The organism is Sphingomonas rosea (assembly GCF_039538065.1).
Classification (GTDB): domain Bacteria; phylum Pseudomonadota; class Alphaproteobacteria; order Sphingomonadales; family Sphingomonadaceae; genus Sphingomicrobium; species Sphingomicrobium rosea.
The window spans coordinates 1470279-1489017 of the sequence record NZ_BAABBR010000001.1 but is presented as its reverse complement, the minus strand read 5'-3'; the positions used below and the strand labels follow the sequence as shown (position 1 = coordinate 1489017).

At 68.8% G+C, this 18739-nt stretch carries 22 protein-coding genes, 1 tRNA gene and 2 pseudogenes; 11 read left to right on the top strand and 14 right to left on the bottom strand.

All coding sequences use genetic code 11. The annotated features are described in order from the left end of the window. Window positions 1-5 precede the first annotated feature (5 nt). Complete coding sequence (locus ABD693_RS07480; protein WP_344696403.1) at window positions 6-1676, top strand: thiamine pyrophosphate-binding protein; 1671 nt, start codon at window positions 6-8, stop codon at window positions 1674-1676. A 5-nt stretch (window positions 1677-1681) separates the two neighbouring features. Beyond that, window positions 1682-2098: a hypothetical protein gene (locus ABD693_RS07475; protein WP_344696402.1), complete on the top strand. Its 417-nt coding sequence runs from the start codon at window positions 1682-1684 to the stop codon at window positions 2096-2098. On the opposite strand, the pseudogene thiS reads toward ABD693_RS07475, so the two are convergent. After that, window positions 2095-3105: pseudogene (gene thiS / locus ABD693_RS07470) on the bottom strand (sulfur carrier protein ThiS). The gene ABD693_RS07475 and the pseudogene thiS overlap by 4 nt on opposite strands. Window positions 3106-3198: 93 nt before the next feature. On the opposite strand from thiS, the gene aroQ reads away from it, so the two are divergent. From aroQ to aat, 4 genes are all read left to right on the top strand, one after another. Next, on the top strand, window positions 3199-3630 hold the full coding sequence (gene aroQ, locus ABD693_RS07465) for a type II 3-dehydroquinate dehydratase (RefSeq protein ID WP_344696401.1): 432 nt from the start codon (window positions 3199-3201) through the stop codon (window positions 3628-3630). A gap of 33 nt (window positions 3631-3663) precedes the next feature. Next, window positions 3664-4137: an acetyl-CoA carboxylase biotin carboxyl carrier protein gene (gene accB / locus ABD693_RS07460; RefSeq protein ID WP_344696399.1), complete on the top strand. Its 474-nt coding sequence runs from the start codon at window positions 3664-3666 to the stop codon at window positions 4135-4137. Beyond that, window positions 4137-5492, top strand: a complete 1356-nt coding sequence (accC, locus tag ABD693_RS07455) for an acetyl-CoA carboxylase biotin carboxylase subunit (protein ID WP_344696397.1) — start codon at window positions 4137-4139, stop codon at window positions 5490-5492. Before accB ends, accC begins: the two co-directional genes overlap by 1 nt. A gap of 121 nt (window positions 5493-5613) precedes the next feature. Beyond that, window positions 5614-6303, top strand: coding sequence for a leucyl/phenylalanyl-tRNA--protein transferase (gene aat, locus ABD693_RS07450; RefSeq protein ID WP_344696395.1), 690 nt, complete (start codon window positions 5614-5616; stop codon window positions 6301-6303). A 35-nt stretch (window positions 6304-6338) separates the two neighbouring features. Here the strand turns inward: aat and ABD693_RS07445 are convergent. The 5 genes and pseudogenes from ABD693_RS07445 to ABD693_RS07425 all read right to left on the bottom strand — a co-directional run. Next, window positions 6339-6572: pseudogene (locus ABD693_RS07445) on the bottom strand (DUF2155 domain-containing protein); the annotation flags it as partial. A 151-nt stretch (window positions 6573-6723) separates the two neighbouring features. Beyond that, entirely contained in the window at window positions 6724-7107 is a 384-nt protein-coding gene (locus ABD693_RS07440; RefSeq protein ID WP_344696393.1) for an NADH:ubiquinone oxidoreductase subunit NDUFA12, read from the bottom strand. 67 nt (window positions 7108-7174) lie between these two features. Further along, window positions 7175-7630 (bottom strand): DUF192 domain-containing protein, encoded by a 456-nt coding sequence (locus ABD693_RS07435; RefSeq protein ID WP_344696391.1) that lies wholly within the window; start codon window positions 7628-7630, stop codon window positions 7175-7177. A gap of 20 nt (window positions 7631-7650) precedes the next feature. Further along, window positions 7651-8250 (bottom strand): cold-shock protein, encoded by a 600-nt coding sequence (locus ABD693_RS07430; protein WP_344696390.1) that lies wholly within the window; start codon window positions 8248-8250, stop codon window positions 7651-7653. A gap of 35 nt (window positions 8251-8285) precedes the next feature. Beyond that, the gene (locus ABD693_RS07425; protein ID WP_344696389.1) at window positions 8286-8813 is read right to left on the bottom strand and encodes a regulatory protein RecX; all 528 of its coding nucleotides are present in this window, start codon (window positions 8811-8813) and stop codon (window positions 8286-8288) included. Between the two features lie 143 nt (window positions 8814-8956). Here ABD693_RS07425 and ABD693_RS07420 point away from each other — a divergent pair, with 143 nt between their 5' ends. Continuing rightward, window positions 8957-10732, top strand: a complete 1776-nt coding sequence (locus ABD693_RS07420; RefSeq protein WP_344696388.1) for a fatty acyl-AMP ligase — start codon at window positions 8957-8959, stop codon at window positions 10730-10732. 52 nt (window positions 10733-10784) lie between these two features. Here ABD693_RS07420 and ABD693_RS07415 read toward each other — a convergent pair whose 3' ends face one another. Then, complete coding sequence (locus ABD693_RS07415) at window positions 10785-11312, bottom strand: hypothetical protein (protein WP_344696387.1); 528 nt, start codon at window positions 11310-11312, stop codon at window positions 10785-10787. 221 nt (window positions 11313-11533) lie between these two features. Here ABD693_RS07415 and ABD693_RS07410 point away from each other — a divergent pair, with 221 nt between their 5' ends. From ABD693_RS07410 to nusG, 4 genes are all read left to right on the top strand, one after another. Beyond that, complete coding sequence (locus ABD693_RS07410) at window positions 11534-11683, top strand: hypothetical protein (RefSeq protein ID WP_344696386.1); 150 nt, start codon at window positions 11534-11536, stop codon at window positions 11681-11683. 47 nt (window positions 11684-11730) lie between these two features. Further along, window positions 11731-11806: transfer RNA gene (locus ABD693_RS07405), tRNA-Trp, on the top strand. Window positions 11807-11991: 185 nt separating this feature from the next. Next, window positions 11992-12189 carry a preprotein translocase subunit SecE gene (gene secE / locus ABD693_RS07400; protein ID WP_344696385.1) on the top strand — a complete coding sequence of 66 codons (198 nt, stop codon included), beginning with the start codon at window positions 11992-11994 and terminating at the stop codon, window positions 12187-12189. A gap of 11 nt (window positions 12190-12200) precedes the next feature. Beyond that, window positions 12201-12740, top strand: a complete 540-nt coding sequence (gene nusG, locus ABD693_RS07395) for a transcription termination/antitermination protein NusG (RefSeq protein WP_344696384.1) — start codon at window positions 12201-12203, stop codon at window positions 12738-12740. 82 nt (window positions 12741-12822) lie between these two features. On the opposite strand, the gene msrA is transcribed toward nusG, so the two are convergent. From msrA to ABD693_RS07360, 7 genes are all read right to left on the bottom strand, one after another. Then, window positions 12823-13416, bottom strand: coding sequence for a peptide-methionine (S)-S-oxide reductase MsrA (gene msrA / locus ABD693_RS07390; RefSeq protein ID WP_344696383.1), 594 nt, complete (start codon window positions 13414-13416; stop codon window positions 12823-12825). Beyond that, window positions 13416-13907: a peptide-methionine (R)-S-oxide reductase MsrB gene (gene msrB / locus ABD693_RS07385; protein WP_344696382.1), complete on the bottom strand. Its 492-nt coding sequence runs from the start codon at window positions 13905-13907 to the stop codon at window positions 13416-13418. The genes msrA and msrB overlap by 1 nt, the downstream gene beginning before the upstream one ends. 54 nt (window positions 13908-13961) lie before the next feature. Continuing rightward, the gene (locus tag ABD693_RS07380) at window positions 13962-14675 is read right to left on the bottom strand and encodes an anti-sigma factor (RefSeq protein ID WP_344696381.1); all 714 of its coding nucleotides are present in this window, start codon (window positions 14673-14675) and stop codon (window positions 13962-13964) included. Continuing rightward, entirely contained in the window at window positions 14672-15238 is a 567-nt protein-coding gene (locus ABD693_RS07375; RefSeq protein ID WP_344696379.1) for a sigma-70 family RNA polymerase sigma factor, read from the bottom strand. Before ABD693_RS07375 ends, ABD693_RS07380 begins: the two co-directional genes overlap by 4 nt. 153 nt (window positions 15239-15391) lie before the next feature. Continuing rightward, window positions 15392-15937, bottom strand: coding sequence for a fasciclin domain-containing protein (locus ABD693_RS07370; RefSeq protein WP_344696377.1), 546 nt, complete (start codon window positions 15935-15937; stop codon window positions 15392-15394). An 89-nt stretch (window positions 15938-16026) separates the two neighbouring features. Then, window positions 16027-16590 carry a class GN sortase gene (locus tag ABD693_RS07365; protein WP_344696375.1) on the bottom strand — a complete coding sequence of 188 codons (564 nt, stop codon included), beginning with the start codon at window positions 16588-16590 and terminating at the stop codon, window positions 16027-16029. After that, a complete protein-coding gene (locus ABD693_RS07360) occupies window positions 16590-18707 on the bottom strand; it encodes a marine proteobacterial sortase target protein (RefSeq protein WP_344696374.1) in 2118 nt (705 codons plus the stop codon). Before ABD693_RS07360 ends, ABD693_RS07365 begins: the two co-directional genes overlap by 1 nt. Window positions 18708-18739 lie beyond the last annotated feature (32 nt).

Below are 18739 nucleotides of genomic sequence, written 5' to 3'. Positions count from 1 at the left end.
CAGGCATGACCACCACCCCGACCCGCACCGGCGGCCAGATCCTCGTCGACCAGCTCCGGATTCAAGGCTGCGACCGCCTGTTCACCGTGCCGGGCGAGAGTTTCCTCGCCGTGCTGGACGCGCTCCACGATACGCCCGAGATCGAGACGATCGTCTGCCGGCAGGAGGGCGGGGTCGCCTACATGGCCGAGGCCGACGGCAAGATGACCGGCCGCCCGGGCGTCGCCTTCGTCACCCGCGGCCCCGGCGCCACCAACGCCTCGCCCGGCGTCCACGTCGCCTTCCAGGATTCGACCCCGATGATCCTGTTCGTCGGCGACCTCGACCGCCGTGACAAGGACCGCGAGGGCTTCCAGGAGATCGACTTCCCGGCCTTCTTCGGGCCGATCGCCAAATGGGCCGCGCGGATCGACGACGCCCGCCGCATCCCCGAATATGTCGCCCGCGCCTGGCGCGTCGCCACCGTCGGCCGCCCCGGCCCGGTCGTCCTCGCCATCCCCGAGGACATGCTCCGGGACGAGGTCGAGGCCCTCGACCGCCCGCCCGTCCCGCCGCTGGTCGAGCATCCCGACCCCGCCGCTATCGCCACCCTGCACGAGATGCTCAAGGACGCCTGCGCGCCCCTCGCGATCGTCGGCGGCGCCGACTGGAGCCCGGCCGCAGCCCATCACTTCGCCGCCTGGGCGAGCCGCATCGGCTTGCCCACCGCCGCCGCCTTCCGCCGCCAGGACGCCATTGCCAACGATTGCCCGGTCTATGCCGGCAACCTCGGCTACGGTCCCAATCCCAAGCTCCTGAGCCGAGTCCGCGACGCCGACCTGCTGCTGGTCGTCGGCGCCCGCCTCGGCGAGTCGACGACCGAGGGTTACACGCTCGTCACCCCCGACCATCCCGGCCAGACGATCGTCCACGTCCATCCCGACCCCAATGAGCTCGGCCGCGTCTATCACGCCGACCTCCCCATCTGCGCCGACATGGGCGAGTTCGCGCAGGCGCTCGACCATTGGGACGAGCCCGACCTGCTCCCCTTCGGCGCCGGCGCCGAGGCCCATGCCGACTATCTCGAATGGACCACGCCGGCCCCGCGCGACGGCGTGACGCTCGACCTCGGCCCCTGCGTCGCCCTGCTCCGCGACAAGCTCCCCGCCGACACCATCATCTGCAACGGCGCGGGCAATTTCTCGGGCTGGTTCCACCGTTACTGGCGCTACGCCGCCATGCCGACGCAGCTCGCCCCGACGAGTGGCACCATGGGCTACGGCCTCCCCGCCGCGGTCGCCGCCGCGATCCGCTTCAAGGATAGACAAGTGCTGTGCGTCGCGGGGGACGGCGACTTCCTGATGAACGGGCAGGAACTCGCCACCGCCGCCCAATATGGCGCGGACCTCATCGTCATCGTGATCGACAACGGCAGTTACGGCACCATCCGCATGCACCAGGAGCGCGACTATCCGGAGCGCCTGTCCGCCACCACCCTCGCCAACCCCGACTTCGCCGCCCTCGCCCGCGCCTTCGGCGGCTGGGCCGCGACGGTCGAGACGACGGAAGAGTTCGGCCCCGCCATCGACGAAGCGCTCACCCGCAAGGGCATCCGCCTCCTCCACTGCAAGACCGACGTCGAGGTGATCACCAACCAGACGACCATCTCGGCGCTGCGGGCGAAGGCGAAGGGTTGAGCCACGTGAGCGATGACCGCTTGAGTGACGACTATGCCGCAGCGCTCGGGCGGGCAATCCACGGCTTCGCCCGTCTGGAATGGATGGCGGTCCGATGCTGTGAGCGCCTGCGGCCCGGCGCGCTCGACGAGCTTTCGGATCGCACCGCGGGCCGGATCGCCGACACTTTGATTCACCTCCTTGGCCGCCCCGATGCGCCCGCCGTTTCCGAGCCGGTCCGCAAGGCCGCGCGCGACTTCGAATTTCTCGTCGGAACCCGGAACAACCTCGTCCACGCCCGGCCGGGGCTTGCCCCCGACGGGACCGAGGCGCTGTTCCGTGACGGCGACCAGTGGACGCTGGACGAGTTCACGCGCGTGACAGCCACCTTCGCCGCCTGCGAGCAGGTGCTTGCCGACGCCCTCGCAGGCCCGCTGGCCTAGATCAGCCCCGCAAGCGGGCTGCTCGGGTCGGCATACATCCGCTTGCCCATCCGCCCCGCGCGATAGGCGAGCCGCCCCGCTTCCACCGCCGCCTTCATCGCCCGCGCCATCAGGATCGGGTCCTTGGCCTCGGCGATGGCGGTGTTCATCAGCACCCCGTCGCAGCCCAGCTCCATCGCCGCCGCCGCGTCGCTCGCGGTGCCCACCCCGGCATCGACCAGCACCGGCACCTTGGCGCCCTCGACGATCAGCCGGATCGTCACCGGGTTCTGGACGCCCAAGCCCGACCCGATCGGCGCGCCCAGCGGCATGATCGCCACCGCGCCCGCCTCCTCGCAGCGCCGCGCCATGATCGGGTCGTCGGTGCAATAGACCATCACCTCGAACCCCTCCTTGGTCAGGAGTTCAGTCGCGCGCACGGTCTCGATCATGTCGGGATAGAGCGTCTTGGCCTCGGCCAGCACTTCGAGCTTCACGAGCTTCCACCCGCCCGCCTCGCGCGCCAGCCGGAGCGTCCGGATCGCCTCCTCGGCGGTGAAGCAGCCCGCCGTGTTGGGCAGATAGGTCGTGACCTTGGGATCGATATAGTCGGTGAGCTTGGGCGCATTGGGGTCGGTCAGGTTCACCCGACGCACCGCCACCGTGACGATCTCCGCCCCGCTCGCCGCCACCGCCGCCGCATTCTGCTCGAGGCTCTTGTACTTGCCCGTGCCGACGATCAGCCGCGAATTGAACGTGCGACCGGCAACGGTCCAGCTGTCACCTTCGATCTGCGCGTGCGCGTTCACTCAACCACCTCCAACGAAATGCACGATCTCGTAATCATCGCCATCCTCGACCGCGACCTGGCCGAGCGTCGACTTGGGCACGATCTCGAGATTGCGCTCGACCGCTACCCGCGCCGGATCGAGCCCCAGTTCCTGCACGAGGCCCGCGACCGTGGTCCCCGCGGCCACCCGCCGGTGCTCGCCATTGACGCTGATGGAGTGGGTCTCGGTCTCGCTCATGGTGCCGCTCCCCTACCCGTTCGCCCCGAGCGAAGTCGAGGGGCCTCAGGCCCTGCCTCGACTTCAAGTCGCCGAAGCGGTTACAGAAGCGGGGTGAAGCGCATCCTTGTCCTGAACGGCCCCAACCTCAATCGCCTCGGCACCCGCGAACCCGAGGTGTATGGGTCCGACAGCCTCGACGACATCGCCGCCCGCCTCCACGACCAGGCGTCCGCGCTCGGCGTCGACATCGACCTGCGCCAGTCGAACCACGAGGGACACCTCATCGACTGGCTGCACGAGGCCGCCGACTCCGGCGCCCACGCCGTCATCCTCAACGCCGGCGGGTTGACCCACACCTCGGTCGCCCTGCGCGACGCGATCGCCGCGGTCCCGACCCCGGTGATCGAGGTCCACCTCTCCAACCCCGCCGCCCGCGAATCCTTTCGCCGCCGAAGCCTGATTTCAGGCGTTTGCACCGGATCCATCAGCGGCTTCGGCGCCTCGTCCTACGTGCTTGCGCTGGACGCCGCCGCCCGGCTCTGACAAAGCGCGCGGCGACCAAACCAGGGAATGTCCATGTCCGAAGAACATAAGCAGATGCGGATCGACGCCGGCCTCGTGCGCGAACTGGCCGAACTGCTGAGCGCCAACGAGCTGTCCGAGATCGAGGTCGAGGACGGCGATCGCAAGATCAAGGTGAAGCGCGAACTGACCGTCGCCGCCGCTCCGGTGAGCCATGTCGTCGCCGCCGCTCCGGCTGCCGCGCCCGCCGCCGCGCCGGTCGCCGACGCCCCTGCCGAGCCGGCCGCGCCGGCAGGCGAAGCCGTCCGCTCGCCGATGGTCGGGACCTGCTATCTCGCCGCCGATCCCAATTCGCCCTCCTTCGTGTCGGTCGGCGACACGGTGAAGGCCGGCGACACGCTCCTCATCGTCGAGGCGATGAAGGTCATGAACCCGATCCTGGCGCCCAAGGCCGGCAAGGTGACGCAGATCCTCGTCGCCAACGCCCAGCCGGTCGAGTTCGACCAGCCGCTGGTGGTCATCGACTAGTGAGCAAGATCAACAAGCTGCTGATCGCCAACCGCGGCGAGATCGCGCTGCGCATCCTCCGCGCGGCCAAGGAACTGGGCATCAAGACCGTGGCGGTCCACTCGACCGCCGACGCCGACGCGATGCACGTCCGCCTTGCCGATGAGGCCGTCTGCATCGGCCCGCCCGCGGCGCGCGACAGCTATCTCAACATCCCCAACATCATCTCGGCCGCCGAGATCGTCCACGCCGACGCGATCCACCCGGGCTACGGCTTCCTCTCCGAGAATGCCCAGTTCGCCGAGATCGTCGAGCTCCACAACATCATCTGGGTCGGCCCCAAGCCCGAGCACATTCGCGTGATGGGCGACAAGGTCGAGGCCAAGCGCACCGCCGCCGCCCTCGGCCTGCCGCTCGTCCCCGGCTCGCCCGGCCCCATCTCCAATCTCGACGAGGCCAAGGCGATTGCCGACGAGATCGGCTATCCGGTCCTGATCAAGGCCGCCTCGGGCGGCGGCGGGCGCGGCATGAAGGTCGTCCCCGACGCCGACAGCCTCGAGACGCTGATGGCGCAGGCCTCGAGCGAGGCCGATGCCGCGTTCGGCGACCCGACCGTCTACATGGAAAAATATCTCGGCGACCCGAAGCATATCGAGTTCCAGATCTTCGGCGACGGCGACGGCCAGGCGATCCACCTCGGCGAGCGCGACTGTTCGGTCCAGCGCCGCCACCAGAAGGTGATCGAGGAAGCCCCCTCCCCCGTCATCTCGGCCGAGCAGCGGGCGGCGATGGGCGAGCGGGTCCGCAAGGCGATGGCCGACATGGGCTATCGCGGCGCCGGCACGATCGAGTTCCTCTACGAGAACGGCGAATTCTACTTCATCGAGATGAACACCCGGCTCCAGGTCGAGCATCCGGTGACCGAGATGATCAGCGGCATGGACCTCGTCGCCGAGCAGCTCCGCATCGCCGAAGGACGCGGGCTGAGCGTCACGCAGGACCAGGTCAAACTGTCGGGCCACTCGATCGAGTGCCGCATCAACGCCGAGGACCCCGAGACCTTCGCCCCCTCGCCGGGCCTGGTGAAGAACTACGTCGCGGCGGGCGGTCTCCAGACCCGCGTCGATAGCGGCCTCTATTCGGGCTACAAGGTCCCGCCTTACTACGACAGCATGATCGGCAAGCTGATCGTCTGGGGCAAGGACCGCGACGAAGCCATCTGCCGCCTCCGCCGCGCGCTCGAGGAATTCATCGTCGACGGCCCGAAGACGAACATTCCGCTCCACCAGCGAATCCTCAAGGAGGAGGCGTTCAAGGACGGCGGCTACACCATCAAGTGGCTCGAGCGCTGGCTCGAGGATCAGAAGACCGCCTGACACGTCATCCCGGCCTCGAGCCGGGATCCACCTGCCTTCGCCTCACCGCGATGAAAGAAAAAGCTGGACCCCGGGTCAGGCCCGGGGTGACGAAGACGGTATCCGCGCGTTACCACGGCGCATGAGCGCGTTGCTCGACCTCGACCTTCTCCTTCGCGGCTATGCGAGCGGCGTCTTTCCGATGGCTGACAGCCGCGATTGCGACGAGCTCTTCTGGGTCGAGCCCCGCCACCGCGCGATCATCCCACTCGACGGCTTCCACCTCTCGCGAAGCCTCGCCAGGCGGCTCCGCTCGGGCCGCTACGCCATCACCGCCGACCGCGACTTCCGCGGCGTCCTGCTGGGCTGCGCTGACCGGCCCGAGACCTGGATCAACCGCCCGATCGAAGAGGCCATGATCGCGCTCCATGAGCGCGGCACGGCCCATTCGGTCGAAGTTTGGGAAGGCGAAGCGCTGGTCGGCGGCGTCTACGGCGTCGCGCTCGGCCGCGCCTTCTTCGGCGAAAGCATGTTCAGCCGCCGCCGCGATGCCTCCAAGGTCGCCCTCGCCGCGCTCGTCGCGCGGCTGCGGCTCGGCCACTTCGCCTTGCTCGACTGCCAGTTCATGACCGACCACTTGGCCTCGCTCGGCGCGGTCGAGATCCCGCGGATCCGCTACGTCGGGTTGCTGGGCGAAGCGCTCCGCTCGTCCGCCGCGCCGCCGCGGCCCGACTGGGGCGCGCTCGACGACGCATTGTCGTCGCTCACCGCGCCGGCCGATTCAGCCGCCGCAGGGAAGTTCATCTCACAGGCCTTGGGCCAGACGTCATAGACCCGGTGCTCGACCACGTTGAGTGACGGGCTTTCCTTGTAGAGCCAGCCCGAGAAGACCCGGTCGAAGCTCCCGTCGGTCTGCTGGACGTCGACCTGCACGAACGCGCCGGTCAGCTGGTCGAACTCCCACGGCGGGGTCTTTTCGCACGCCCGCAGCCGGACGATCACGTCCTTGAAGCGGATCGCCTGCCCCGGGCGAAGCTTGAAGTCGCGCGAGATGCCGTTGCGCTTGTTGAGGATTCCGAGCGTCGCCACCCGCTCGTTCATCGGCGTGGTGCCGGGCGCCTGCGGGATCGGCTTGTCGGCGCCCGCATCATTCGCTGCCGCCGCCGGCTCCTGCTGCTTGGCGCCGGGCAGCCGGTCGCAGCCGGCCATGAGTAGGCCGAGCGGCACCAGGGCGAGCGCGCGCCGCTTCACCTCAGTCCGGGGTCCAGGCCTGATAATCGCCGGTCGCCGCGGCACGCTTGCCGCCGCGCGCGAGCGAACCCGCCGGACGATAGGTCTCGCCCGTGCCCGAGAGGTTGGGAAGGCCCGGCTTCTCGAACGCGCGCGCCGGCGGCATCGCCTTGTCCGGCACGTCGTCGATCTGCCCGCGCAGCCAGCTCTGCCACTGCGGCGGCGCCCGGCTCGCGTCGTTGGCGCCGTTGTAGATCACCCAGCGACGCTTCGGATCGTCCTTGTGCTGATAATAAAGGTTGCCGGCCGCGTCGCGCCCGACCTCGCGGCCGTGCCGCTTGGTAAAGCGCCGGGTCGTGAACCCTGCGCCGTTCCACCAGGTGAAGATGTTCGCCAGCAATCCCATGGCCGAGCGCCCTAGCGGGAGAGCGCGGGGCGGGGCAAGCGTTTCGGCACGCCCCGCGCCCGGCGCGTCAGTGGACCCACTCGACCTTGTCGCCGGCCTTGATCCCGAGCTCGCTGCTGCGCCCGCCCGGAATTTCGAGCACCGCCCCCACCGTCTCGAGGCTGGTGACCGGCTCGAGGCTCAGCGGCACCGTATTTTCGGCGATGCTGCTGATCGTCCCGTCGGGACGGACGAAGATCATGTCGAGCGGGATCAGCGTGTTCTTCATCCAGAAGCTCGCCGGCCGCGGCGGATCGTGCGGGAAGATCATGCCATGGTCGGGCGCCAGCGTCTGGCGGTTCATCAAGCCCATCTCCTGCTCGGCCGGGCTCTTGGCCACCTCGACGGTGAACTTGTGCTCCTTGCCGGCCGCCGTGCGGATGGTGAGCGGCACCTGCTGCAGGCCCGCGGCCGAACGCTCCAGCGTTGGACTTCCATCGTTGCTCGGCTGGCAGGCCGCGGCGGTCAGCGCCAGCGGAAGCACCGCCAGCAGCGCGATCCGGCTCAGTCGTCCTGCAGATCGACCGCGGTGAGCCCCTTGCGACCTTGCGCGATCCGGGCCTGCATCCGGTCCCCCGGCTGCAAATCCCCGAGCCCCGCCCGGCGCACCGTCTCCATGTGCAGGAAGATGTCCTGATCCGGCGCCTCGACGCGATTGACGAAGCCATAGCCTTTGACGCGATTGAACCACTTGACCTCCACCGGCTCGAACGGCCCAGCGCCGTCCAGCAGCTCGGAGCGGTCCGACCGGTCCTCGGCGCTGGTGGCGGGCGCCCTTGCGACCGCTGCCTCGCTGAGATCGATCGACAGCACCCGGGCCGCCTGCATGCCCCGATCCTGCCGCACTGCGTCGCAAGTCACAACCGCTCCTTCGGGCAATGACCGCCGGCCATGCTCGCGAAGGAGGGAAAAATGGATCAGGATGTCGCCGTCGATCTGGTCGCTGACGAGGAAACCGAAGCCGCGGGTGGCGTCGAACCACTTTACCCGGCCTTCGACGCGCACACCCGAGTCGGGCCCGCCGTCCGCCGCTGCCGGCGTGGGGCCCGTCTGGTCGTCGACCGCCGAGCTGGACGCATACTCCCGTTTCACAGTGCCACGCATAACACAGCATTGTTCATCGAGAAAGTTACGTCGGCTTAATGACATTCATCAAGTTTTGTGACCAGATCCTCGAGGTCGTCGGGGCTGGCGGACACGATCCGACGGGCCAGCGTGAAGGAATGCCCCGCTCGGATCATGGCCGCGATCGCCTTCTCGCGGGCGGCCGGATCCTGCTCCTTGACCGCGTAGGGACCGATCCGCTTCCGCTCGGCAAAACGCAGCGCCGCCGCGACCCCGCCGCTGTCCGCGCTCTCCAGCGCCTCGGCGCCATCCTCTTCCCCGATCCCGCTCGCGGCGAGCGCGGTGCGCACCCGGCCCTTGCCGTAGCCGCGGCGGAGCAGGCTTGCCGCCTTCATTCCCGCATAGGCCCTGTCGTCGAGGAACCCGAGGCCCGCAATCTTGTCGGCCAGCGCCTCGATGTCGGGCTCGCCCTCGCCCGCCCAGCCGCGCTCGCGCAGCTTGCGCCGACAATAGGTGACGAGCTTGGCCCGGCTGGTCGCGAAGCGCGCCACATAGGCCAGCGCCAGCTCCTGCAGCGACGCCGCATCGAGCGGCCTCGGCACGCGCTTGCGCCGCTCGCGTCCCCCGTTTCGCTCCTGATCAAGGCCCCCCACGCCTTGATTGTGCCACACTCCCCCGCGAACAACCACGGTTAAGAAAAGGTGGCGCAAGGAGTGCGTCACGCCCCGATGAAACAAGACAGGACATGATCCGCGTGATCGACGTCAGCGAGAAGATCAACACGCTCAGCCCCCCGGGCGCCACCCCGACGCTGGACGACCAGCCCCGCCGAACCGCCGATTTCGGCACGCTCGGCGAAGCGCTCGACTATGCCGCCGAGGGCGTTCGCGGGCTCAACTTCCACGATCCGCGCGGCACGCTGACCCGCGCCTATCCTTATTCGGAGCTGCGCGAGGACGCGCTCGCCCACGCCCGTCGCTATGTCGCCATGGGCCTCGTCAAGGGTGATCGCGTCGCGATCGTCGCCGAGACCGGCGCCGAATTCGCCGCCGCCTTCTTCGGCGCGGTCTATGCCGCGCTGTGGCCGGTCCCGCTTCCGCTCCCGACCAGCTTCGGCGGGCGCGAGGCCTATATCGAGCAGCTGACCGTCATGCTGACGAGCTCGGACCCGCAGCTCTTCCTCTATCCTGCCGAACTCGCCGACTTCTGCGGCGAGGCCGGCAAGCGCCGCTCGATCGAGTCGATGAGCTGGGAGAGCTTCGCCGCCCTTCCCTTCGACTCCGCCGCCGTGCTGCCCGAGGCCAGCCCCGACGATATCGGCTACCTCCAATATTCGAGCGGCTCGACCCGTTTCCCCCACGGCGTCGCGGTGACCCACCGCTCGCTCCTCCACAATCTTCGCGGGCACGCGCTCGGCCTCCAGATGGAGCCGAAGGACCGCGTCATCAGCTGGCTTCCCTGGTACCATGACATGGGCCTCGTCGGCTGCCTCTTGTCGCCGGTCGCGAACCAGATCAGCGCCGACTACATGAAGACCGAGGACTTCGCCCGGCGTCCGCTCGCCTGGCTCGACCTCGTGTCGCGCAACCCCGGCAACTCGATCAGCTACTCGCCGACCTTCGGCTACGACATCTGCGCGCGCCGCATCTCGTCGCAGACCAGGACCGGCGAGCGGTTCGACCTGTCGCGCTGGCGGATCGCTGGCAATGGCGCGGACATGATCCGTCCCGACGTCATGCAGGCTTTCGTGGACTCGTTCAGCGACGCCGGCTTCAAGGCCAACGCCTTCTGCCCTTCCTACGGCCTTGCCGAAGCGACCCTCGCGGTCAGCCTGATGCCGCCGGGCGAGGGCATCCGCCTTGAGCTCGTCGAGGAAAGCCAGCTCTCCGGCGCCGCCGCCGAGGATGGCGAGGACCGGCCCAAGCGCTACCGCGCGATCGTCAATTGCGGTCGCCCGCTCGAAGGCATGGAAATCGAGGTCCGCGACGGCGCGGGCAACATCCTGCCCGACCGCGAGATCGGCAAGGTCTGGACCCGCGGCCAGAGCGTCATGGTCGGCTATTACCGCGATCCTGAATCGACCGACGCCTGCATGGTCGGCGGCTGGCTCGACACCGGCGACATGGGCTATCTCTCGGGCGGCTACATCTTCATCGTCGGCCGCGCCAAGGACATGATCATCATCAACGGCCGCAACCACTGGCCGCAGGACATCGAGTGGGCGGTCGAACAGCTCCCCGGCTTCAAGTCGGGCGACATCGCCGCCTTCGCGATCACCGGTCCCAGTGGCGAGGAGCAGCCGGCCGTGCTCGTCCACTGCCGCGTGTCCGACCTCCAGGAGCGCAGCCGCCTCAAGGACGACATCAAGGAGCGCGTCCGCGCGATCATCGGCATGAGCCCGGTGGTCGAGCTGATCCCCCCGCGCAGCCTCCCGCGCACCAGCTCGGGCAAGCTCAGCCGCACCAAGGCGCGCAACCTCTACCTTTCGGGCGAGATCGTCCCGCTCGACATCGCCGCCTGACACGAGAGCCGGCGGCGCTCCCGCTCGGGGTGGCGCCGCCCTTTCGCTCGACTTAGCTGGCCATCCCGGTCTTGATCAGCCCGACGAAATAGTCGGTCATCATCCGCGAGCCCTTGTCGCTGAGGCTGACGAAGAACTTGCGCCGGTCGTGCTCGCACTGGGTGCGGACGATCATCCGCTGGCTTTCGAGATAATCGAGCCACCGGATCGCGGTCGTCAGCGGCGACTGGCTGAATTCGGCAAGCTTGCTCACCGAGGTGCGGTCGCCGCGCCCGCCATAGATGAACAGCACCAGCAGCATGTCCCAGGCCGGCTCGCTGAACAGCGCGGGCCCGAAATGCTCGGCGCGTCGCCGCCGGCTCTGATAGACCGAGCGCGCCAGCGCGATCGCCTGCTGTTCCTCGGTCTGAGTGACCGTCGCCGGTGCCGCCGTAGTCGCCGCCATATCCCCCAGCGTCGCCGGTTCGGCCGCGCCGAGCAGCTTGGCCAGTAACTCGTGCGCCAGCGCCGCTTCCTCGGCGGAGAGGGTGACGCTTTCGGCGGCCGTCGCCCGCGCGAACAGCCCGTTTTCCTTGATCACCGGATGCATGACAGTCCCACTAAAGGTGCGTGCGATTCGCCCCATCTTCCTCGTCGTTTACCCGACACAATTCCCATCCTTCCCCGATGGTTATCGTTTCGCATGAACTACAGAGACATATGGATCGCTCCCGTCAAATCCTTGACGGGGCTGTTAAATTTCAAATCGGTTATATTAATCGGGTTGTCCCTACGCAGCGCGCATGGGACGATCCTCCAATGGTGATCTTTCCCCCTGTGCGCAAGAAGTGGACCGGTTCGCGGCTGCGGAAATTCGTCCCCGATGCCGACCTCGTCCGCCAGGTGTGTGACGCCAACGGCGTGGCCGAGATCCCGCCGGGATTGCGACATCTGGTCGGCGAGAAAGCCTAGCGCCCCTTGCGCCCCGCCCCCAAGCGGGGTACCCGCGCCGCCGGCCTAGGGGTATAGCTCAGTTGGTAGAGCATCGGTCTCCAAAACCGAGGGTCGTGGGTTCGAGTCCCTCTGCCCCTGCCAGGCCGCCGCGCGGCGCGGCGCGAAGCGCGCAATAGCCGCTTGCGCTTTCGGATAGGCGGATCGACGTCACTTGGGTGACGGCCCGCTTGAAGGAAGCGCTGTACCACGCTACATGCGGCATCAACCGAGGTCCGGCGGAGCCATCCGCGGACCTCGTTTTTCTATCTGCTTGAAGAGGCGTGAACGTGGCCAAGACTTCTCCCGGCGAATTCATCCGCCAGGTCCGCGTGGAGGCCGGCAAGGTCGTCTGGCCGACCGGCAAGGAAACCTGGGTCACCGCCGTCATGGTGTTCATCCTGACGTCGATCCTCGCGATCTTCTTCTTCGCGGTCGACAGCGCCTTCGCGGCCATCGTCCAGTTCCTTCTCGGCCTCCTGAAGTAAAGAGACCTCCAATGTCCCGCTGGTACATCATCCACGCCTATTCGGGCTTCGAGAACAAGGTTCGCGAGTCGATCGTGAGCGAGGCCAAGCGTCTCGGCCTCGAACAGCTCGTCGAGTCGGTCGAAGTGCCGACCGAAAAGGTCACCGAGATTCGCCGCGGCAAGAAGGTCACGAGCGACCGCAAGTTCTTCCCGGGCTACGTGCTCGCCAAGCTCGGCATGAACGACGACGTCTACCACCTCGTCAAGAACACGCCCAAGGTCACCGGCTTCCTTGGGCCCAACGGCAAGCCGCAGGCGATCAGCGAGGCCGAGGCCGCGCGCATCCTGAACACCAAGGAAGAAGCCGCCGCCGCCGCGCCCAAGGCCAAGATCAGCGTCGACTATGAGATCGGCGACAGCGTCAAGGTCCTCGACGGCCCGTTTGCGAGCTTCAACGGTGTGGTCGAGGAACTCGATTTCGACCGTGGCCGGGTCAAGGTCGGCGTCTCGATCTTCGGTCGTGCGACCCCGGTCGAGCTCGAGTTCGAGCAGGTCGAGCTGGTCAAGTAAGCCTTCGCTTCGACACGAACACGAAAAGGCCCGCCGGCGACGAACCGGCGGGCCTTTTCATGTTCGGCCGTCCTGAGCCGCCTCAGCTCTTGTAGAGCGCCGGATAGCGCCGCTTGAGCGCCGCCACCTTGGGCGCGTCGTTGACGACGATGTAGGGATAGGTCGGGTTCTTGCGCATGAAGTCCTGATGATAGGCTTCGGCCGGATAGAAGCCGCCGCGCTCGAGCTTGGTCACGATCGGCCGACGATAGGCGCCCGACTTGGACAGCGAGGCCATGAACGCCCGCGCCTGCGCCAGTTGCTGCGGCGTCTGCGGGAAGATTGCCGAACGATAGCTGGGCCCCTCGTCGGGCCCCTGCCGGTTCAGTTCGGTCGGATCGTGCGCGACGGTGAAATAGACCTGCAGCAGCTGACCGTAGCTGACCTTGTCGGGATCGAAGCGGATCTTGACCGCCTCGGCATGCCCGGTCCGCTCGGTGCTGACCTTGGCATAGGTCGCGTCCGCCGCCGAGCCGCCGGCATAGCCGCTGGTGACGTCGGTCACGCCCTTCACATGCTCGAACACGCCCTCAAGGCCCCAGAAGCAGCCCCCGGCGAGCACCGCGGTTTCCTCGCGGGCCGCGGCGGGGGAGGCCGTCGCGACCAGCGCCGCGGCGAATATCGCAAGCTTCTTCATCACGCGGCTCCCGGCTTGAAGGTCATCGCCAGCCCGTTCATGCAATAGCGCAGGCCCGTCGGCGGCGGTCCGTCGTCGAACACGTGGCCGAGGTGCCCGCCGCAGCGCTTGCACAGCACTTCGGTGCGCTTCATCCCCAGCGTGAAATCGGACTTGGTCACGATTGCATTGGGAAGCGCCCGATAGAAGCTCGGCCAGCCGGTGCCGCTGTCGAACTTGGTGGTCGAGGAATAGAGCGGCAGCGCGCAGCCCGCGCAGGCGAACACGCCCTTGCGGTGCTCCTTGTTGAGCGCGCTCGAATAAGGCCGTTCGGTCGAGGCCTCGCGCAGGATCGCATAACGCTGGGGCCCGAGCTGGGCCTTCCACTGCGCCGGGGTCTTCTGGACGGGAAAGGCCGCCGTCGCGGTTCCGCCGAGGCCGCCCGCGAGGAACGCCACGCCCACCGCGCCGAGGCCCGCACCTGCCAGTACCGTTCGCCGATCGATCGTCATTGCCGCAAACTCCTTGTCTCACCAGCTACGCACGAAGCGCGCCCGCGGATGCACTCAGGTCGTCTCGAGCTTGCCCGCTGCCACCACCGGCCCCGTCGGAAGGCCCGTGGTCGAGCCGCCGAGCGGTTCGACCGACAGCGCGAGGCTCGCGCCCTCCTCGAGCAACCGCGCCTGCTCGGGCGTCAGCTCGCCATGCATCTTGCCCGTCCCCGGCATGACTCCGAGTGAACGGGGCTTGCCGTCGGCCGGAATGACCCACAGTTCGTGGCTGTGCGGGCCGGGATCGCCGACCGCGGTCGCCGCTGCGACGACCAAGCTGCGGTGTGCCGGGTCCCAGGTCGCGACCAGCCGGAGCGGGCTTCCGTCGGCGCTCATCGCCGCGACCATCGGCGCCGCCGCGGCCACCACCGGGGGCTGCACGATGACCTGCTCGGTCGGCCGCACCGCGATGAACAGGGCCAGCGCTGCCGCGACTGCGGTCGAGGCCGCCGACCAGCCCTGCCAGAAGCGCAGCCGTCCGCCGCCCGCATTGTCGTTCGCCGCGCGGCCTTCGAGCCCGATAGTGTCGATCAGCCCGGCGGGCGCCGGCACCTCCTCGACCTCGTCGAGCAGCGGCGCCAGGCGTTCTCCCCACCCGCGCACCTCGGCGGCGAAGGCGGGATCGGTGCGCAGCAGCCGTTCGGCCTCGCGCCGCTCGTCGCCGACGAGCAGACCCATCGCCAGCTCGGCGGCCAGCGCGTCGCGATCGATGTGTTCCTCGCCGGTCATTGCTCCATGCACCCCTTGAGGCGGATCAGGCCGCGCCGGACCCAGCTCTTCATCGTGCCCAGCGGCACGCCTTCGCGCGCCGCCAATTCGGGATAGCTCAACCCGTCGAGAAAGGCCGAGCGGATCGCGCCGCGGGCCCGGTCGTCGAGCGTCTCGAGGCAGCCGTGAAGCCGCCCCTGTTCGTCGGCGCGCACCGCCAGCGCCTCGGCGCCCTCGCGCTCGTCGGCGATGTCGGCGGCCTGCTCGATCGGTTCGGCGGAAGCCCCGCGCCGCCGCTTGAGGTCGATCGCCCGGCTGTGCGCGATGAGCGCGAGCCAGGTGATCGGGCTCGCCCGGCCCGCCTCGAAGGTCGCGGCACGGCGCCAGACGGTCACGAACGTGTCCTGGAGCGCATCCTGCGCCTCCGCCTCGCTGCCGAGCACGCGCAGGCAGATGCCGTATAATTTGGCGCTGGTACGCTCATAGACCGCCTTGAGCGCAGTCCGTTCGCCGGCGCCCACCCGGGCGAGCAGCCGGACCAGCTCGGCCCTTGCAAGGCTCGACGTTGACGCGGGACGATCCATCCCGCCCGTCATGGCCCAAGCCGGGGCGGCTGAAAAGGGGAGCCCGGCGGGGCTCGGGCTGACGACGCACGGGCTGGTCATCTGCGTTCAAACTCCGCCGGGCGGCGCGCGGGGTTACAGGGGGAAGCCCCCGCGCGCCATTCGGTTCAAGGCTTACGGCAGCAGGACGCTGTCGATGACATGGACGACGCCGTTCTTCTGATAGACGTTGGCGGTCGTGACGTGGCTCATGCCGCCCTTGGCGTCGGTCAGCATGATACGGCTGCCCATCATCCGGGCGGTCAGCGTGCCGCCGGCGACGGTCTTGAGCGTGGCCTTGCCGCCGCCCGCCTTGATCTTGGCCATCAGCTGCGCGGCGGTGACCCGGCCGGGCACGACGTGATAGGTCAGCACGCCTTGGAGCTGCGCCTTGTTCTCGGGCTTCAGGAGCGTGTCGACCGTGCCGGCCGGAAGCTTGGCGAAGGCGTCGTTGGTCGGCGCGAAGACCGTGAACGGACCGGTGCCGCTCAGCGTGTCGACGAGGTCGGCGGCCTTCACCGCAGCGACGAGTGTCGTCAGGTTCGGCGCGGTCGCGGCGTTCTGGACGATCGTCTTGTTGGGATACATGGGCGCGCCGCCGACGGTCGGGGTCTTGGCGGTGGCGACGGCGGGAACGGCGGCGGCAACGAGGATCGCGGCGCTCAGTCGGATGAATTTCATGGATTAACTCCCTTGTCTCGAACAACCTGTTCGGCTGCGGGAGGAGTTACGGACGGGGGATGCAATCGGATGCAGCCCCGGCCCAAAGGTCAGGTCACGGGCTCGGCGGTGACGATGAAGCGGTCGGGCCCGCGCACCTCGCTGTCGAACGGGAAGCAGGTCACCAGCACCAGCATCGGGCGCGCGCGCTGGGGCGAGACCGCGAACCGGTCCCAGCGCACCACCCCGGTCGCGGTCACCCGGAAGTGGCTGGTCCGTCCGGCCACATCCTCGACCCCGACCAAATCCCCGACCCGAATGCCCCTGAGCGCCCGGAAGTGGGTGTCGCGGTGGGCGGCGACGACCGAGGTCCCCCTGGTCCCCGGCACCGCCGTCCCCGCCACCACCGTCGGCCCGAAAGCCATCGCCTGGCCCGATCCCTTGTCGAGGATGATGGTTCGGAACCCCAGCCGCGGGATGGTGAGGCGAGCAACCGGCGCCATGTCCGCCCAGCCCCACGGCTTGACCGGCCGGTGCCCGGCGAGGCTCCGCTCGAATGCCCGCTCGAGAAGCACTTCCGCGACCACCGCCTTGACCGGGATCACCGCCGCCTGCCCCGCCTGGAAGAGGCCGAGCGCGGTGAGCCCGGCCAGCGCGATGGTCGCGGGGCGCATCACCGGGCGACCTTGCGGCGGCGGCTGACGACCAGCCCGATTAGGCCCAGCAGCGCGATGCCCAGCCCGCCCCGCATCGGCGCCCACCAGTTGGCCGCGGTCTGCGGCAGCTCGACCGCCGCGCCGGCCTCGCCCACCGCGGCCGCGCCCGCCGGGCTCGCCAGCGCCGCCTTGGCCGCCTCTCCGCCGAACAGTTCGTCCCAATCCCAGCCCGCGGGCAGGTTGATCGGCAATTCCTCACGGGTCAGCGGCTGGTCGTCGGGACGGCTCCTTTTCTCCTCCTCGGCGACGAGGCTGGTGCGCGCGGTGACGATCGAATGCGCCAGCCCCAGCGCCTCGATCTGGGCGTCGGCCTTCTCGTCATCGAGGTCGCCCAGCGTCCGCGCGGTCTCGACATCGTCGATCTTCTGCCGTGCCCAGAGCTTCGCCACCGCCTGGCTCGGCACTGCCGCCGACAGGTCGACCGTCGAGGACCACGGCCGGTCGCCGATCCGTCCGGTCACCACCAGCTTGCCCGGCATCGCCTTTCCCTTGCCGAGCAGCACCAGCGACTGGCCGGCGTAGAGGTCGGGCAGCATCGCCGGCGTGAGCGCCATCGCGCCGCCCTCGGTCCGGACCTTGAGATCGGCCACCGCCGGATAGCGCAAGCTGTCGAGCAGCGCCGACATCTTGGGCGTGACCTCGGCCGCATTGCCGATGTTGGTGTAGGTGCCGCGCCCCATCCCCGCCATCCGCGCCATCAGGTAGGAGTTGGGCGCCGAGCCGATCCCGACCGGGAAGACGTGGCTCCGCCCCCCGTCCGCGGCGATCGCTTTGGCCATCTCGGCCTCGTTCGAAATGTCGCCGTCGGTGAGAAAGATGATCTGCCGGACGGTCGACGCATCCCCCACCGCCGCCGCGTCGGCCAGCGCCGCCTGGAGCGCGGGCAGCATCTCGGTCCCCCCCTCCGCCTCGAGCCCGCGGGCGAAGCGGATCGCCGTCGCGACCTGGTCGGGGGTCGCCTTGACGCTCGAATCGAACAGCTTGGTCATCGTGTCGTCGAAGCGGATGACGTTGAAATGGTCCTGCGGCCGAAGCGTCTTCAGCGCATGCTCGAGGCTGGCCTTGGCCTCGTCCATCGACGAGCCGCCCATCGAGCCCGAATTGTCGATCACGAACACCATCTCGCGCGGCCGCACCGAGAGCGCCTGCGTCACCGGCGGGACGATCGTCGCCATCAGATATTTCTCGCCGCCGAGGTCCTGCGTGAAGGTGCCGACGCTCGGCTCGCTCGCCGCCGCCTTCCAGCTCAATTCGAAGTCGCGGTCCGCCGCGACCGGCCCGGTGGCGAGCGACACGCGCCGCACCGCCCCGTCCCCGGCGACCGAGATCTTGTGATAGGGGCTCGTCACCCAGGTGGGCGTGAACCCCGGCGCGAGGCTCACTCCGATCGACACCGGATTGAGCATCTTGCCCGCTTCCCGGCGGGCGATCGGCGCGGACGTCACCGCCACCGCATCGTCCACCGCCTTGGCCGAGGTCAGCGTGTGCGGCGGCACGTAGCGCGGCCCCGCCACCAAGGGCAGCCGCAGCGAATAGGTCCCGCCGACCTGCCGGACGGGCGCCTGATACTCGATCTCGACCACGATCGTCTGGCCGGGCCCGACATTCGCCACCTTGTTGGTGAAGAGGTTCGGTCGCTGCTGCTCGACGAGGCTCGCCGCGCGGCCTTCTTCCTTGGCCTTGTCGTAGGTCGCGCTCGCATCCTCGCGGGTCTTGATCTTGCCGATGATGACGCGCTTGCCGACGACCATCCGCAGGCTGTCGACCGCCCCATTCTCGGGCAGCGGGTAGAGGTAGCTCGCCTCGACCCACCGGTCGGAGGTGTTGCGGAAGGCCTGCGTCACCTTGACCCTCGCGATCGTCCCGCTGACCGCGACCTGCATGTCGGTGCCGAGCTGGATCGCGGGCGTGCTCGACCCGTCCTTCCCGCGCAGCAGCACCATGCCCGCGCCGGGGCCGTCGTCGGCCTCCTCCACGGCGTCCTGCGCGAGCAGCGGTCCGGACGCCGCCACGGTCAGCGCCACGGTGGCGAGGGCGGAAGCGGCGAGAAGCTTGGCGGCGGCGTTCATGGTCATGTCTCCTGTTCGTCGGGAGACACGTCACTAAG